The sequence below is a fragment of the Erwinia pyrifoliae DSM 12163 genome (assembly GCF_000026985.1).
GTDB classification, from domain to species: domain Bacteria; phylum Pseudomonadota; class Gammaproteobacteria; order Enterobacterales; family Enterobacteriaceae; genus Erwinia; species Erwinia pyrifoliae.
In genome coordinates this window covers 3,111,578-3,128,743 of sequence record NC_017390.1, presented here as the reverse complement: position 1 = coordinate 3,128,743, position 17,166 = coordinate 3,111,578, and the positions used below count along the sequence as shown (strand labels likewise).

Genomic DNA, 17,166 nt, shown 5'->3' with positions numbered 1-17,166 from the left:
GGCATCTGGTTCACCGCATGCGCTATGGACAACCGATGAAAATAGTTATCGCCCCTGATTCTTACAAAGAAAGCCTCTCCGCATTACAGGTTGCCACTCAGATTGAACTGGGTTTTCGCGACATTTTCCCCGATGCGCAATATATCAAACTGCCGGTTGCCGACGGCGGCGAAGGGACAGTTGAAGCCATGGTCGCCGCGAGCGGTGGAAAAATCGTCCGGTTACAGGCCACAGGCCCGCTGGGGAAGCCCGTTGAGGCATTCTACGGCCTGTCCGGTGACGGGCAGTGCGCCATTATTGAAATGGCTGCCGCCAGCGGGCTGGAGCATGTGCCTGCTGCGCAGCGTGATGCGATGACCGCCACCAGCTGGGGCACCGGAGAGCTGATGCGCCATGCGCTGGATCAGGGCGTAAAGCGGATGATTATCGGTATTGGGGGCAGCGCCAGCAATGACGGCGGGGCGGGGATGATTCAGGCGTTGGGTGCCAGGCTGTTGGATCAGCAGGGCAAGTGCATCAGTTACGGTGGTGCTGAACTGGCACGGCTTGCCGCTGTCGATCTCAGCGGCCTGGATCGCCGGATTGCTGAATGCCAGATTGACGTTGCCTGCGACGTGACTAACCCGCTGACCGGCGAGCAGGGCGCATCGGTGGTATTTGGCCCACAAAAAGGGGCCACGCCCGCACAGGTTGTACAGCTGGATTATGCGCTCAAGCACTTTGCGGCGCTGATCCAGCGAGATATGCACTGCGATGTGCTCACTCTTGCCGGAGGCGGCGCTGCTGGCGGTATGGGGGCCGGGCTTTATGCTTTTTGTCGCGCCACGCTGCGACCCGGCATTGAGATTGTCACCGAAGCGCTCGGGCTGGAGGCATTAGTGCGGGATGCCACGCTGGTGGTAACCGGAGAAGGGCGCATCGACAGCCAGACGATTCAGGGTAAAGTGCCGGTGGGCGTGGCGCGGGTGGCGAAGCGTCACAAAAAGCCGGTGATCGCTATTGCCGGAAGCCTCTCACGCGATGCGGGCGTGGTACACCAGCACGGGCTGGATGCGGTATTCAGCGTGATTTACCGCATCTGCAGTCTGGATGATGCGCTACAGGAAGCCGCAGAAAATGTGCGTATGACGGCGCGCAACGTTGCTGCTACCCTCCATATCGGACGGCAAATGTAAGCGTCGGCGGCCTCGCCGTGGGGCGATACGGGCGGGGTTCGCCCCGCAGCGATCCCTCAGCGGGCTTACAGCTTCAGCCGCTCTTTGGCCAGCCGTGCAACGTTATGCATTTCGTCAAGCAGTTCGAGCAGCTCGGGTTCTGACGCCGCGATATCTTCACTGTGACGCAGGTTTTGTTCCAGCTGCAGACACAGCTGTTTCATGCGCGGTACGCCGCTATAGCTGGCGCTGCCATGCAGTTTATGAATGATGTTGCGCAATGCGCTGATATTGTTCTCTGCGCTATACAACTCCACCAGTTTTTGCACCTCAGGCAGAAAGTCGACCAGCATCTGCAAAAGGTCGTGCGCCAAATCGGGCTTGTTTGCCGCCTGGCTCAAAGCCATCGTCCAGTCGAGAGAGGCCGGAACCTCGCTCACTGACGGCAATGCGCGCTGCCCAACCGGCGAGTAACGGGCCAGCAGGCGACTCAGCTTTTGTTCATCGATAGGCTTGGCGAGATAATCGTTCATTCCGGCCTTCATCAGCTGCTGGCGTTCCCCGTCCATCGCATGGGCAGTGACGGCGACAATCGGGGTATTCGTATGTTGCGGCAGTTCGCGGATCCGTTCACTGGCGCGAATGCCATCAATGTCAGGCATTTGAATATCCATCAAAATGATATCCAAATGCTGTAGCCGCGCCTGTGCAATCGCCGCTTCACCGCTGTCGCACAGGACAATATCGGCCACCTGTTCTTCCAGCAGCGCGCCGATAAGTTTGAGGTTCGCCGGATTATCATCTACCGCCATCACCCTCAGCGGCAGCAGCGTACGTTCGGCCTGTGGCTGCATGTCGCGGCGATGATGATGGTCGACAAGAACGGGCAGCAGGCGCGTCATGGAAAGCGGCTTAATCAGGCAGGCGGTCACGCCACGCGCTTTCAAATCTTCCGCATAGATCTGCATCTGGAAAGGTAAAGCCATAATCACGCTGTTGGCGCGTTGCAAAATGGGCGTTAGCTGTTCTTCATCGATCTCAAGGCTATGTCCCTGAACCACGGGCAGACCCATCAGCAGCACATCATAGCAATCTTGCGCCAGCTCATCGAGGGATGGACTATAGCTTACCTGCATTGGCGTGGCATTGAGCATTTCCATTACCGCTTTCGCTGCCGCCGCGTTCGGCTCGACATAGGCCAGATGCTGGCCTTCAACACAATCCATGATGCGCGGATCGCTGGCAGCGTTAGGGTTAAGTTCCAGGTTAATATGGAACCAGAAGGTTGAACCTCGGTGCAGCCGGCTATGGAAGGAGATTTCACCGCCCATTTCATTCACCAGTTTCTGCGTGATCACCAGCCCCAGCCCGGTGCCGCCGTGGCGGCGTGAAATACTGGCGTCAGCCTGTCGGAACGCCTGGAACAACTTCGACTGTTGTTTCTCGGAAATGCCGATGCCCGTATCGTGGATTTGTACTTCCAGCTCCATGCGATTATTGCTCAGTGCGCGTTTTTCCACCCGAATATCAATATTGCCCGATTCGGTAAACTTGATGGCATTACCCAGCAGATTAACAATAATTTGCTGCATGCGTAGCGGGTCACCGATGGCGTTATCCGGGACATCACTCTGAATATTCAGGGTTAATTCCAGCCCTTTTTCATGCGCGGACTGAGCCAGCAGCACCACCACTTCATCCAGGGTAGCGCGCAGCGGAAACGGAATTGTCTCCAGCACCAGCTTTCCGGCTTCCAGCTTAGAGAAATCCAGCACGTCATTAATAATGCTCAGCAGATTATTGGCCGACCGCTCAATCGTATGCAAATAGTCGCGCTGGGTTGAATTGAGCATCGTTTTCAGCGTCTGGCGAGTAAAACCGATCACCCCGTTGAGCGGAGTACGTAATTCATGAGACATATTCGCCAGAAATTCCGATTTAATACGAGCCGCTTCCTGGGCGCGCCGCTTCGCCAGATCCAGCTCGACGTTCTGAATTTCCATCTGTTCCAGGGTTTCACGCAGATCGGAGGTTGCCTGATCGATGTTCTGCTGCATCTCCTCGTGATAGGCGGTGAGCGACATGGCCATGGAGTTAATGCCGTTTTTCAACACGTCCAGTTCGCCCAGCATGTGGCCCTCCACCCGGCTGTCGAGCTGTCCACGGCGAATGCGGTCAACGGTACTGACCATATTGCGGATAGGGCCGGTCACGTCACGCATCAGACGATAAGCAAACAGCATGGCAATACACAGGCACAACAGCAGGAGCAGCGTGGAGATAAACACTTCTTTGTACTGTTGAAGTCTCACCGATTGCAGATCCAGCTCAATGGCGACGTAGCCGAGTGGATTACCGGTCGGTTTGGCATCCTGGGCTGGCGATTCATCCGGATAGTAGCTTTCAGAAAGAATGGGAGTGCGCAGGATGACTGAATTGCCTTGACGCTGTTTCATTGAACGCGCCGTTAATGGCAGGTTTTCCGGCAGGCGCAGCAGATCCGGTGCCTGATGGTAATTCGACGTAACGAACAGCTGATTGTGGTCGTCAAAGACTGAAATGGCCCGCACAATATCCGAATGGCGACGATGCAGCAGGCTAACCAGCTGGCGCACCGATTCACGGCTGTGAAAGGTCATGCCGTACTCGCTGGAAACCGCCAGCGGTTCAATAATATTGACCCCGGCATCCGTCAGCTGGCTTTGTAATTCATTGTAGCGGTTAACAACAAAAAAAGTGGAAAGCAGCAGGCCGATCATCAGCGTCGGTGCCAGAATCAAAATCATCATGCGTGCCCGCAGGCTGTATTTGGTCATCATATTCCCTGTATGCGACAGTGCGCGGTGCCGTCCATTTGGCATTGTGTCCTGAAGAGGTCGAATTATGGCTGACGTTGTGCCAGGCTACGCCCGTTTTTTCACGACCATCATCTCTACTTTTCGAGAACGAAGAAAATAATGGCGCAATTCTACTCTGCAAAAAGGCGCGTGACGACCCGCCAGACGATAACGGTAACAGTTCATGACCTTGACAGCTTCGGTCAGGGGGTGGCGCACCATCATGGCAAAGCCCTGTTTGTGCAGGGAGCATTGCCCGGCGAAGTGGCAGAAGTGAGCATCAGTGAAGATAAACGCCACTTTTCACGCGGGGTGGCAAAACGTATCGTTACCGCCAGCCCGGAACGCGTCCAGCCCCGCTGTCCTCATTATAGCCGCTGCGGCGGCTGTCAGCTGCAGCATGCCTCCCCGTCCCTGCAACAGCAAAGTAAAGCCAAAGCGCTGGGGCATTTGTTATCAAAGCAGCGCGGCGAGGCCGTGGCGGTGGACGACATTATCACCGGGCCGACATGGGGCTATCGCCGGCGTGCGCGCCTTGGTCTTAGCTTCCAGCCCGCAACGCAGACATTACACATGGGGTTTCGCGAAAAAAGCACCAGTGAACTGGTCAATATCACGCATTGCCCGATATTGAAGCCCGAACTTAATGCATTGCTTCAGCCCCTTCGTGCGGTGCTAAGCGGTTTGCAGGCGGTGCGCCGTCTCGGACATGTTGAGCTGGTGCAGGCAGACAACGGGCCGCTGCTGGTTTTACGCCATCTGGATGCGTTGACGACGGGCGACCGGCAAAAACTGGAACAATTTTCGCATAAGCACCACTTGTCTTTATACCTGGCGGCCGATGGCGACTCGCTTGAGCAGGCTAGCGGCGTCATGCCGCACTATCGTTCTGGTGATCTGACGCTGACGTTCAGCCCGCGTGACTTTATCCAGGTGAACGATGAGGTTAACCAGCAGATGGTGGCGCGCGCGCTGACGTGGCTTGACCTGCAACCAGAAGATCGGGTACTGGATCTGTACTGTGGAATGGGAAATTTTACCCTTCCAATGGGAAAATTTGCTAAAAATGTTGTGGGAGTGGAGGGCGTAGCAGCATTAGTGGCCAAGGCTGGGTATAATGCAGAATTAAATAATCTTAACAATGTGACGTTCTGGCAGCATAACCTTGAAGAAGATGTTAGCCGTCAGCCGTGGGCCGCGCAGGGATTCAATAAAGTATTACTTGATCCAGCGCGTGCTGGTGCTGCGGGAGTGATGGCGCATATCACCAAGCTTGCGCCGCAACGGGTGGTTTATGTTTCCTGTAACCCCACGACGCTCGCGCGTGATAGTGAGATTTTGCTTACGTCCGGCTACCAACTGGAAAGGGTGACTATGCTTGACATGTTTCCCCATACCGGGCACCTGGAATCGATGGTGCTGTTTAGCCGAAAATAGCTCCCCGATCGGGGGCAATGCCTGGAGGGCATATGGTTGCGGTAAGAAGTGCACATCTTAATACGGCTGGCGAGTTTGCGCTCGACCAATGGATCGCTGATTTGGCGATCTCTAACCCGCAGTCATGTGAACGACTGGCCGATACCTGGCGCTATTGTGACACGGCGACGAAGAATCACCCCGATGCGGCCCTGCTGCTGTGGCGCGGCGTTGAGATGGTGGAGATCCTCTCCATGCTCAGCATGGATAACGAAACCCTGAGCGCGGCGCTGCTGTTTCCACTGGCAGATGCCGGCGTGGTCAGCGAAGAGGTGCTCGAAGCGCAGTTTGGTCAATCCATCGTCTCGCTGGTGCACGGCGTGCGCGATATGGATGCCATTCGTCAGTTAAAAGCCACGCACAATGATTCGATGGCCTCCGAGCAGGTTGATAACGTACGGCGAATGCTGCTGGCGATGGTGGAAGATTTTCGCTGCGTGGTTATCAAGCTGGCGGAGCGCATCGCTCATCTGCGGGAAGTCAAAGACGCGCCGGAAGATGAGCGCGTGCTGGCGGCGAAAGAGTGTACCAATATCTATGCGCCGTTAGCGAACCGCCTCGGGATTGGCCAGTTGAAGTGGGAACTGGAAGATTTCTGTTTCCGCTACCTGCACCCGGAAGAGTACAAGCGCATCGCCAAACTGCTGCACGAGCGGCGCATCGATCGCGAAGATTATATCGATACCTTCGTGCAGTCGCTGCGCACCGAAATCGTTAAAGAGGGCGTGAAGGCCGAAGTGTATGGCCGACCCAAACATATCTACAGCATCTGGCGCAAGATGCAGAAAAAGTCGCTGGCTTTCGATGAGCTGTTCGACGTGCGTGCGGTGCGTATCGTTGCTGAACGTTTGCAGGATTGCTACGGCGCACTGGGTATCGTTCATACGCTTTACCGCCATCTGCCAAACGAGTTTGATGACTACGTTGCTAACCCTAAACCCAACGGTTATCAGTCGATCCACACCGTGGTGCTGGGGCCTAAGGGCAAAACCGTCGAGATCCAGATCCGCACCCGCCAGATGCATGAAGATGCCGAGCTGGGCGTGGCGGCGCACTGGAAATATAAGGAAGGCGGCGTGGGCGGCAGCGCGCGCGGCGCATCCGGCCATGAAGAACGCATTGCCTGGCTGCGTAAGCTGATCACCTGGCAGGAGGAGATGTCGGACTCCGGCGAGATGCTTGACGAAGTGCGCAGTCAGGTATTCGACGATCGGGTTTACGTGTTTACCCCGAAAGGGGATGTGGTGGATCTGCCTGCCGGCTCCACGCCGCTGGACTTCGCTTACCACATTCACAGCGATATCGGTCACCGCTGCATCGGGGCGAAAATTGGCGGGCGCATTGTGCCGTTTACCTATCATCTGCAAATGGGCGATCAGATCGACATCATCACCCAGAAGCAGCCAAACCCGAGTCGCGACTGGCTGAACCCTAACCTCGGCTATGTCACCACCAGCCGTGGGCGTTCGAAGATCCACGCCTGGTTCCGTAAGCAGGATCGCGACAAAAATATTATTGCCGGTCGGCAGATCCTCGACAACGAACTCGATCATCTTGATATCAACCTGAAAGATGCTGAAAAGGTGCTGCTGCCGCGCTATAACTACAATTCGCTGGATGAATTGCTGGCAGCGATTGGCGGCGGCGACGTGCGTCTGAATCAGATGAGTAACTTCCTGCAGTCTAAGCTGCATAAGCCGAGTGCCGAAGAGGAAGACCGCGAGGCGCTGCGCCAGCTGACGCAGAAAACTTCCAATAGCGTGCCGCGCAGCAAAGAGAGCGGCCGCGTGGTGGTCGAGGGCGTTGGCAACCTGATGCATCATATTGCGCGCTGCTGCCAGCCGATACCCGGTGATGACATTACCGGTTTTATCACCCAGGGGCGCGGCATTTCGATTCACCGCGCCGACTGTGACCAGCTGGCCGACCTGATATCCCACGCGCCTGAGCGCATTGTTGATGCCGTATGGGGAGAAACCTACTCCAGCGGCTATTCGCTGGTGGTGCGGGTGACGGCGAACGACCGCAGCGGTCTGTTGCGCGATATCACCACCATTCTGGCCAACGAAAAAGTGAATGTGCTCGGCGTTTCCAGCCACAGCGATACCAAAAGGCAGCTGGCAACTATTGATATGGATATTGAGATTTATAATCAACAGGTGCTGAGCCGGGTGCTGGCGCGCCTTAATCAGGTGCCTGATATCATTGACGCGAAGCGTCTGCATTAATCTGTCTGAGCGGATAAACCACCTGAATGGATAAAACAATGACTTCTCTCGATCGCCTGCTGGGCATCATGAAAACCCTGCGCGATGCGGAAAACGGCTGCCCGTGGGATCGTCAGCAAACTTTTGCCTCCATTGCGCCTTATACGCTGGAAGAAGCTTATGAAGTGGTCGACGCCATCAACCGCGCCGATTTTGACGATCTGCGCGGCGAACTGGGTGACCTGCTTTTCCAGGTGGTGTTTTACGCGCAGATGGCCCAGGAGCAGGGGCATTTTAACTTCGATGATATCTGCCGGGCCATCAGCGATAAGCTGGAGCGCCGCCACCCGCATCTCTTTGCCAGCGCTCAGGGCAGTGAGGGGGAACCGATGAACTGGGAACAGATCAAAAGCACCGAGCGCGCAGAGAAAGCACAGCACTCGGCGCTGGATGACATTCCCCATGCGCTACCAGCCCTGATGCGCGCCCACAAAATCCAGAAACGCTGTAGCAGCGTGGGTTTTGACTGGGACACCCTTGGGCCGGTGTTGGATAAAGTGCACGAAGAGATTGACGAAGTGATGCACGAAGCGCAGCAGGCGGTGATCGACCGCGATAAGCTGGAAGAGGAAATTGGCGATCTGCTGTTTGCCACGGTAAATCTGTCGCGTCATCTTGGCAGCAAAGCGGAAACCGCGTTGCAAAAGGCCAATTTCAAATTTGAACGTCGCTTCCGTCAGGTTGAGCAAATTATTGCCGCCCAGGACCTGGAAATGCAGCAGGCGAGCCTGGCGCAAATGGAGGCCGCATGGCAAATCGTCAAATCACAGGAATAGTTAGCTGACACGATTCAACAAAAGTGTGACACACGTCAACCTCCGGCGGCGAACATTCAGGTAATCTCCTGGCGGTAAATACGCTGGAAAGCACACAACCGGAAACGATCAATTGTCGCCCCTGTGGGTTTCGGGTATACTATTTTCCCGTCCTGGTTATTCATTCCATCGTCTTTAAACCTACATTCTCAGGTTCAGCATGACAACGAACTATATATTTGTGACCGGCGGGGTCGTTTCCTCTCTGGGTAAAGGCATTGCCGCAGCCTCCCTGGCTGCCATCCTTGAAGCACGCGGTCTTAACGTGACCATCATGAAGCTGGACCCGTACATCAACGTGGATCCGGGTACCATGAGCCCGACCCAGCACGGTGAAGTCTTCGTCACTGATGACGGCGCGGAAACCGATCTGGATCTCGGTCACTACGAACGCTTTATCCGTACCCGGATGAGCCGCCGTAACAACTTCACCACCGGCCGTATTTACTCCGAAGTGCTGCGCAAAGAGCGTCGCGGTGACTATCTGGGCGCAACCATTCAGGTGATCCCGCATATTACCAATGCCATCAAAGAGCGCATCATCGAAGGTGGCGAAGGCCATGATGTGGTGCTGGTGGAAATCGGCGGAACCGTCGGTGATATCGAATCCCTGCCGTTCCTTGAAGCCATCCGTCAGATGGCGGTTGACGTTGGCCGCGAGCACACCATGTATATGCACCTGACGCTGGTGCCGTATATGGCGGCAGCGGGCGAGGTCAAAACCAAGCCAACGCAACATTCCGTGAAAGAGCTGCTGTCAATCGGTATTCAGCCCGATGTGCTGATCTGCCGTTCCGATCGGGCGGTGCCGGCTAACGAACGTGCGAAAATCGCGCTGTTCTGCAACGTGCCGGAAAAAGCGGTGATCTCGCTGAAAGATGTCGACTCCATCTACAAAATCCCGGGCATGCTGAAATCGCAGGGCCTCGATGACTATATCTGCAAGCGCTTCAACCTGAATGCGCCTGAAGCCAATCTGCAAGAGTGGGAGCAGGTGATTTATCAGGAAGCCAATCCGGGCGGCGAAGTGAATATCGGCATGGTGGGTAAATATGTCGAATTGCCGGATGCCTATAAATCGGTGATTGAAGCCCTGAAGCACGGCGGCCTGAAAAACCGTGTGACGGTGAATATTAAACTTATCGATTCACAGGATGTCGAAACCCGAGGTGTGGAGCTGCTGAAGGATTTGGATGCCATCCTGATCCCTGGCGGATTTGGCTATCGCGGCGTTGAAGGCAAGCTGATGACCGCGCAGTACGCCCGCGAAAACAACATCCCTTATCTGGGCATCTGCCTGGGTATGCAGGTGGCGCTGATGGAATTCGCCCGCAACGTGGCGCATATGGAAGGAGCCAACTCCACGGAGTTCGTACCGGACTGTAAATACCCGGTGGTGGCGCTGATCACTGAATGGCGTGACGAAGAAGGCAACGTTGAGCAGCGTAGCGAGCAGAGCGATTTAGGCGGCACCATGCGTCTGGGCAGCCAGCAGTGCCAGCTGACCGACAACAGCCTGGTGCGTCAGCTGTACGGCTCCGACACCATCGTTGAGCGTCACCGCCATCGTTATGAAGTCAACAATATGCTATTGAAGCAAATTGAAGCGGCCGGGTTACGTGTGGCAGGCCGCTCCGGGGATGACCAGCTGGTAGAGATCGTTGAGATCCCGAATCACCCCTGGTTTGTTGCATGTCAGTTCCATCCGGAATTTACTTCTACACCTCGAGACGGTCACCCGCTGTTTAGCGGCTTTGTTAAAGCCGCCAGCGAGTACCAGAAGCGTTTGGCAAAATAAGTGTTTTCATAACCTGTTGGAACTCAATAGTTTCGACAGGTATGTCTGAGTTTAAGTTAACTTGTACTGAGGAAAATCTAATGTCCAAAATCGTTAAAGTCATCGGTCGCGAAATCATCGACTCCCGTGGTAACCCGACCGTTGAAGCAGAAGTTCATCTGGAAGGCGGCTTTGTCGGTCTGGCAGCAGCGCCATCAGGTGCTTCTACCGGTTCGCGCGAAGCGCTGGAACTGCGTGACGGTGACAAATCACGTTTCCTGGGTAAAGGCGTAACCAAAGCGGTTGGCGCGGTTAACGGTCCTATCGCTGAAGCGGTGACCGGTAAAGACGCGAAAGACCAGGCTAACATCGACAAGATCATGATCGATCTGGACGGTACTGAGAACAAATCCAAGTTTGGCGCTAACGCCATTCTGGCGGTTTCTCTGGCTGCCGCTAAGGCTGCAGCTGCCGCGAAAGGCATGCCGCTGTATGAGCACATCGCTGAACTGAACGGGACTCCGGGCAAATTCTCCATGCCACTGCCAATGATGAACATCATCAACGGCGGTGAGCACGCTGACAACAACGTCGACATTCAGGAATTCATGATCCAGCCTGTTGGCGCGAAAACCCTGAAAGAAGCGGTACGCATCGGTTCTGAAGTGTTCCACAACCTGGCAAAAGTGCTGAAGTCGAAAGGCATGAGCACCGCCGTAGGTGACGAAGGCGGCTACGCGCCTGACCTGGGTTCTAACGCCGAAGCGCTGGCCGTTATCGCTGAAGCGGTAAAAGCAGCAGGCTACGAGCTGGGCAAAGATGTGACCCTGGCGATGGATTGCGCAGCGTCTGAGTTCTACAAAGACGGTAAATACGTGCTCGCTGGCGAAGGCAACAAAGCCTTCACTTCCGAAGAGTTCACTCACTTCCTGGAAGATCTGACCAAACAGTACCCAATCGTCTCTATCGAAGACGGTCTGGACGAATCTGACTGGGATGGTTTCGCCTACCAGACCAAAGTGCTGGGCGACAAAATCCAGCTGGTGGGTGACGATCTGTTCGTGACCAACACTAAGATCCTGAAAGAAGGTATCGATAAAGGCATTGCTAACTCCATTCTGATCAAATTCAACCAGATCGGTTCTCTGACCGAAACGCTGGCGGCGATCAAAATGGCGAAAGATGCGGGTTATACGGCGGTCATCTCTCACCGTTCAGGTGAAACTGAAGATGCGACCATCGCTGACCTGGCGGTAGGTACTGCGGCTGGCCAGATCAAAACCGGTTCGATGAGCCGTTCTGACCGCGTTGCTAAGTACAACCAGCTGATCCGTATCGAAGAAGCGCTGGGTAACCGTGCGCCATTCAACGGTCTGAAAGAAGTAAAAGGCCAGTAAGATACTGATATCCTGAGTCCTGGTGGCTGAGGTTTCTCTGAAAAGCTCCGTCTTTGAACGGGGCTTTTTTTTTCTTCTTTAATTATCAATAGATTACCCTGATAACCTTCTCGATGAGAAAACTCCTGGTTCACGCCGGCATGACCTTTTCCTATGTATTTTTGTGTAAATTGCCCGTAACTATTTGTTATTGGGATCGGAGAAATGAAATATCGTGCTGATATCGACGGGCTGCGTGCACTCGCCGTGCTGCCTGTCATTGCTTATCATATGGGGATGGGGGGGATTCCTGGGGGGTTTACCGGGGTCGATATCTTCTTTGTGATATCGGGTTATCTGATCTGCGGCATTATTTACCAAAGTGCGCTGGCGGGTCATTTCTCTTATCTCGATTTCTATAAACGTCGCTGCCTGCGTATTCTGCCGCCGCTGTTTGTGGTGCTGCTGGCAACGTTGCTTTTCGGCTATTACCATCTTCTTCCGGCACAATTCAGCGATCTGAGCAACAGCGCAACGGCAGCGCTGCTTTCCGTTTCCAATATTTTTTTCTGGAAAACGACCGGTTACTTTGACGGGCCAGCCGAGCTGAAGCCGCTGCTTCACACCTGGTCACTGGCTGTAGAAGAGCAGTTTTATATTATCTTCCCGATTGTATTGCTGTTTGTGATACGGATTTTCCGCCGCCGCACTACCCAGGTCATGCTGCTGATTATTGCCGCCTCGCTGGCGTTAAGTATTTACGGCGTGACGCGTAAACCGACTTTCACCTTCTATATGTTACCGACCCGGGCCTGGGAGCTGGCGCTGGGCGGGATCATTGCTGTTGCTGGGCTGGAGGCGAAAACGGCACGCCTCAGTCAGTCCTTCAGACACGGTATGAGTCTCGCCGGTCTGGCGCTAATCCTGTATGGTTTCCTGATGCTGAATACCGATATGCCCTTCCCGGCATGGAATGCGCTGTGGCCGTGCGTGGGGAGTTTCCTGATTATTCTTGCCGGTCAACAATCGGTGATATCGCGCCTGTTGGCCCTGAAGCCGGTCGTTTACATCGGCATGATCTCTTACTGTCTGTATCTGTGGCATTGGCCGATTATCGTCTACGCCCGCATGTTCTTTAACTTTGCACCGGGAATACGCGAAGCGGTGATTGCTGCGTTAACCCTGGGGCTGGCGGTGGCGTCACGCTACCTGATTGAAATCCCGTTTCGTTACAAATTGTCTTTCGTGACAGCAGGCAGAGCGGTTACCGTTTCCGTTATCGGACTGGTAGTAATGACCAGCGGCACGCTTTACAAAGGCCATATCGACAACCATTCCGGGCACTTTTCGCAACAGGCTCTCGCGCTTGCTCACTACGCGGAATATAGCAAAATGCCGGAATTTGATTATCAGTACCGTCGCGGGCGGTGCTTTGTTGACGGGAAAAATGAGGAAGATAAGCCGTTCGATCGCGCTTTCTGTCTGCAAACCTCGGCGGCAGCGAAGAATTATGTGGTGATCGGTGACAGCCATGCAGCTCACCTGTGGCGCGCCATCAGCCTGACGGCAGGTGATGGTATTAACGTGATCCAAGCCACTTCAGCCGGTTGCAAACCCCTTTCCCGCCAGACGCTGCACAATCCGTGTACAAAACTGGTGGACTATGTTTATGACGAGTGGCTCCCGCAGCATAAGATTGACGGCATTATTATTTCAGCCCGCTGGGCGCCGGAAGATATTGCGCCGCTGCGCGCCACGCTCGACCACCTTAAATCGCGTTCGAACAATATTATCGTGATGGGGCCGACCGTCGAGTACACCGAGGCGCTGCCAAACCTGCTGGCATATCAGACGGACGGGCGCAAAGATCTTGTCGCTTCGTCGGTAAAGCCAGAGATCCGTGACACCGATCTGAAGATGGCGAAGGCCATGTCCCAACAGGGAATTCGCTATATTTCGGTCTGGTCGATTGTATGCCCGGGCGGCTTCTGTCGCGGTTTAGCCTCTGACGGGCGGCCGTTCTCCAACGACTACGGTCACTTTACCCTGAGCGGCTCAAAAGACGTCGCGCAACAGGCCATGGCGCAAATGCATAATAAAAAATTTATGTGATCGATGCCGGAGAGGGGCGGCAGGCCCTGCATCCGTTATTGAGGTACGCGCTGTCAGTTCAAATTATAAGGCCAGACACAATCCGCACGCTTTGTTTGGCCTTATCTGCTCAATCTGCCATAATCTGCGCCCGTCATTTGCCACCAGTCGAGAAGTTGATGCAGTACCCGATAAATGAGATGTTTCAGACGTTGCAAGGCGAAGGCTTTTATACCGGCGTTCCGGCTATTTTTATCCGCCTGCAGGGATGCCCGGTGGGCTGCAGCTGGTGTGATACTAAACACACCTGGGATAAGCTGGCCGATCGGGAGACATCGCTGGGGGATATTCTGCTGAAAACGGTAGAGACCGATGCCTGGGGCGCGGCCGATGCGCCCGCGCTGCTGGAAACGATCCGTCGACACGGCTGGACGGCAAAGCATATCGTGATCACCGGCGGTGAGCCGTGCATCTATGATCTGACGCCGTTGACCGCCGCGTTACAGGATAGCGGCTTCAGCTGTCAGATAGAAACCAGCGGCACCCATCAGGTGCGCTGCACGGCGCAAACCTGGGTAACGGTATCGCCCAAGGTGAATATGCGCGGCGGTTATGATGTGCTGAACCAGGCCCTAGTGCGCGCCGATGAGGTGAAGCACCCGGTAGCGCGTCAGCGCGACGTCGATGCGCTGGATGAACTGCTGGCTACGCTGAATGATAACAAGGCGCGTATCATTGCCCTGCAGCCGATCAGCCAAAAGGCCGATGCCACCCAACTCTGTATTGATACCTGCATTGCCCGTAACTGGCGGCTGTCGATGCAGACGCACAAATATCTCAATATTGCCTGACGTGTAAACAGTCATCTGCTTCAGGCATGAATGATTTGCTATGAGAAGGATGAATAAATTAAGTGTATCAATAAGAAGGTTATATTCTGACTACGCGCACGTTGATGAACCCAACGTCTGGATTATCAGGATGGACATGCGGACGCGGGGCTAAATCGCCCCGCGCTGCCGAACTATTCAGACACGTCTGCGCCGAAATAGTGCTGTGAGATGCGCTGATAAGTTCCGTCAGATTTGATATCGCTAATGGCTTTATCAATGGCGGCCTTAAGTTCCGTATTGCCCTTGCGCAGCAGAATACCTTCATCCTCGGCCGCTGGCAGCGTTGCGGCGATCTTAACCTTCACATCAGGCCTGTGCTTTTTGAAGTCGAGGTAGGAGAGATTGTCGTTGATGGTGGCGTCTGCGCGACCGCTGGCGACCAGGTCGACCGACTGATTAAAGCCGTCAGTTCCAACAACTTGTGCACCGTAGCGCGTTGCCAGCTGGGCAAAGTTGCTGGTCAAGGTATGGGCTGATTTTTTACCCTTCAAATCATCGAATGACTTAATCGCACTGTTATTGCTGCGCACGATCAGCACCGCTCGGGAAGAGATATACGGCACAGAAAAATCATATTTTTGCTGGCGTGGCGCAGTGATGGCAACCTGGTTAATCACCGCGTCATAGCGACGTGCATCCAGTCCGGCAATCAGGCCATCCCATTTTGCTTCCACAAATTCCGCCTTAACATTCAGACGTTTTGCAACTTCACGACCGATTTCAACATCAAAGCCGGTGAGTTTGCCGCTGGTATCGTGGTAGCTGAAGGGCGGATAGGTACCCTCGGTGCCGATTTTCAACGCGCCCGCCGACTGAACTTTGGACAGCTCGGTTTCTGCCATTGCCTGTGATGAAAGGCCGAACTGCACCATGCCTGCTAATAACAGCGTTGCGATAGATTTCATGTCTAAACTCCTGAATGCGCTCGGTAATATAGTCTTCGGGTTAAATTTCCCAATCGGGTAAGGTTTCGGTCAGCGTCGAGATAAACGCTTTGGTTCTGGCTTTACTGGCCCGGGTGAAAATATTTTTCGAGCTGTCACTTTCCACTATTTCGCCCGCCTCAATAAATACCACCTGGCTGGCGATATTCGCGGCGAGACGCAGGTCGTGCGTTGCCATCAACATGGTCATGCCCTCGTTGGCAAGCTGCTTTAACACCGCGACCACTTCCTGTGATAGCTCCGGATCCAGCGCCGAAGTGGGTTCATCACACAGCAACACTTTAGGCGAAGGAGCCAGCGCTCTGGCAATGGCCACACGCTGCTGCTGGCCGCCGGACAGCGTGGCAGGCCAGGCATCCCGTTTGTGCAGCATGCCAACCTTATTCAGCAACATTTCGGCGCGTTCTTCAGCCTGTGGCCGGCTCTGCTTCTGGACGGTGATCAGGCCTTCCATGATATTTTCAATCACGGTCAAATGCGGGAACAGTTGAAAATTTTGAAACACCATTCCGGTTTGCTGGCATATGCGGCGGGTGTCTTTTTTGCTCACGCGGGCGCTGCCGGTAAATAAAAGCCGTTCATCACCGATGGTTAATTCCCCAGCCTGAGGAATTTCCAACAGGTTGATACAGCGCAGCAGGGTGCTTTTGCCGCTTCCTGACGGCCCAATCAGCGCGGTTACCGCGCCCTCATTGATGGTCAGATTGATGTTTTTTAATACCGGGTTACCATCAAAGCGTTTTTCAATGGCGGATAATTTAATCATTATCTCTTCCTTTTATAGCACCGTTGTTGGCCAGCTTTTTTTCCAGTCGCGCCTGCAAAGCAGACAACACCGAGCTTAACAGTAAATAAATAATCGCCGCTTCGGTATACAGTATTAATGGCTGGTAGGTTACCGCCGCAATACGCTGCGCGGCGAGAAACAGTTCGGGAACGGTGATCACCGACGCCAGAGACGTGTCTTTAACCAGCGCGATAAAGGTATTTGATAAAGGCGGTACCGCAACCCGTGCCGCCTGAGGCATAACAATGCGTCGCAGCGTCTGGCCCCAGCTCATACCGATAGAGTGCGCAGCTTCCCACTGCCCTTTGGGGACGGACAGCAGCGTGGCGCGAATAATCTCCGAAGTATAAGCCCCGATATTCAGCGTAAAGCCGATTACGGCGGCCGGGAAAGCGTCGATGGTAATACCGACCCCGGGCAAAGCATAAAAGATAAGAAACAGCTGAACCAGCAGCGGCGTGCCGCGAATAAGCCAGACATAAAAGCGCACCAGGCTTTGCAAAGGCCGGGGGCCATACAGTCTGACAAGAGCGACAACAGCGCCAAGGGATAAACCCAGCGTAAAGGCGATCAGCGTGAGTGGAATGGTGAATGTCAGACCGGCATAAAGCATTGGCCAGAATGATTCGATTGCTAAATTAAACCATGAGGGCACCCGGCACCTTCCCTAAAATAGCGTTGCTAAGAATATTCGTTTTGTCACCAAAGGTTATCATGTCAGCGCAGGTGCGCTATATAACTTGCAGTTA

The 17,166-nt window shown here is 54.5% G+C and carries 12 protein-coding genes; 8 read left to right on the top strand and 4 right to left on the bottom strand.

The features are described 5' to 3' along the window. Positions 1–35 precede the first annotated feature (35 nt). Entirely contained in the window at positions 36–1,175 is a 1,140-nt protein-coding gene (locus tag EPYR_RS14290; protein WP_012669082.1) for a glycerate kinase, read from the top strand. 65 nt (positions 1,176–1,240) lie between these two features. Here the strand turns inward: EPYR_RS14290 and barA are convergent, their stop codons facing one another. Further along, positions 1,241–3,970, bottom strand: a complete 2,730-nt coding sequence (gene barA / locus EPYR_RS14285; protein ID WP_012669081.1) for a two-component sensor histidine kinase BarA — start codon at positions 3,968–3,970, stop codon at positions 1,241–1,243. Between the two features lie 141 nt (positions 3,971–4,111). On the opposite strand from barA, the gene rlmD reads away from it, so the two are divergent. The 7 genes from rlmD to queE all read left to right on the top strand — a co-directional run bounded on the left by rlmD (position 4,112) and on the right by queE (position 14,644). Next, positions 4,112–5,428, top strand: coding sequence for a 23S rRNA (uracil(1939)-C(5))-methyltransferase RlmD (gene rlmD / locus EPYR_RS14280; protein WP_012669080.1), 1,317 nt, complete (start codon positions 4,112–4,114; stop codon positions 5,426–5,428). A gap of 32 nt (positions 5,429–5,460) precedes the next feature. Beyond that, the gene (gene relA, locus EPYR_RS14275; RefSeq protein WP_012669079.1) at positions 5,461–7,695 is read left to right on the top strand and encodes a GTP diphosphokinase; all 2,235 of its coding nucleotides are present in this window, start codon (positions 5,461–5,463) and stop codon (positions 7,693–7,695) included. A 38-nt stretch (positions 7,696–7,733) separates the two neighbouring features. Beyond that, complete coding sequence (gene mazG, locus EPYR_RS14270) at positions 7,734–8,510, top strand: nucleoside triphosphate pyrophosphohydrolase (RefSeq protein WP_012669078.1); 777 nt, start codon at positions 7,734–7,736, stop codon at positions 8,508–8,510. A 199-nt stretch (positions 8,511–8,709) separates the two neighbouring features. Further along, complete coding sequence (pyrG, locus tag EPYR_RS14265; RefSeq protein WP_012669077.1) at positions 8,710–10,347, top strand: glutamine hydrolyzing CTP synthase; 1,638 nt, start codon at positions 8,710–8,712, stop codon at positions 10,345–10,347. 80 nt (positions 10,348–10,427) lie between these two features. Beyond that, on the top strand, positions 10,428–11,723 hold the full coding sequence (eno, locus tag EPYR_RS14260) for a phosphopyruvate hydratase (RefSeq protein WP_012669076.1): 1,296 nt from the start codon (positions 10,428–10,430) through the stop codon (positions 11,721–11,723). Positions 11,724–11,927: 204 nt separating this feature from the next. Then, complete coding sequence (locus tag EPYR_RS14255) at positions 11,928–13,814, top strand: acyltransferase family protein (RefSeq protein WP_012669075.1); 1,887 nt, start codon at positions 11,928–11,930, stop codon at positions 13,812–13,814. A 158-nt stretch (positions 13,815–13,972) separates the two neighbouring features. Continuing rightward, positions 13,973–14,644: a 7-carboxy-7-deazaguanine synthase QueE gene (gene queE / locus EPYR_RS14250; protein ID WP_012669074.1), complete on the top strand. Its 672-nt coding sequence runs from the start codon at positions 13,973–13,975 to the stop codon at positions 14,642–14,644. Positions 14,645–14,817: 173 nt separating this feature from the next. Here the strand turns inward: queE and EPYR_RS14245 are convergent, their stop codons facing one another. The 3 genes from EPYR_RS14245 to EPYR_RS14235 are packed head-to-tail and all read right to left on the bottom strand — an operon-like array spanning position 14,818 to position 17,072. Beyond that, complete coding sequence (locus EPYR_RS14245; protein ID WP_012669073.1) at positions 14,818–15,591, bottom strand: amino acid ABC transporter substrate-binding protein; 774 nt, start codon at positions 15,589–15,591, stop codon at positions 14,818–14,820. A gap of 40 nt (positions 15,592–15,631) precedes the next feature. Further along, positions 15,632–16,396, bottom strand: a complete 765-nt coding sequence (locus EPYR_RS14240; RefSeq protein WP_012669072.1) for an amino acid ABC transporter ATP-binding protein — start codon at positions 16,394–16,396, stop codon at positions 15,632–15,634. Then, the gene (locus EPYR_RS14235; RefSeq protein ID WP_012669071.1) at positions 16,389–17,072 is read right to left on the bottom strand and encodes an amino acid ABC transporter permease; all 684 of its coding nucleotides are present in this window, start codon (positions 17,070–17,072) and stop codon (positions 16,389–16,391) included. Before EPYR_RS14235 ends, EPYR_RS14240 begins: the two co-directional genes overlap by 8 nt. Between the last annotated feature and the right edge of the window lie 94 nt (positions 17,073–17,166).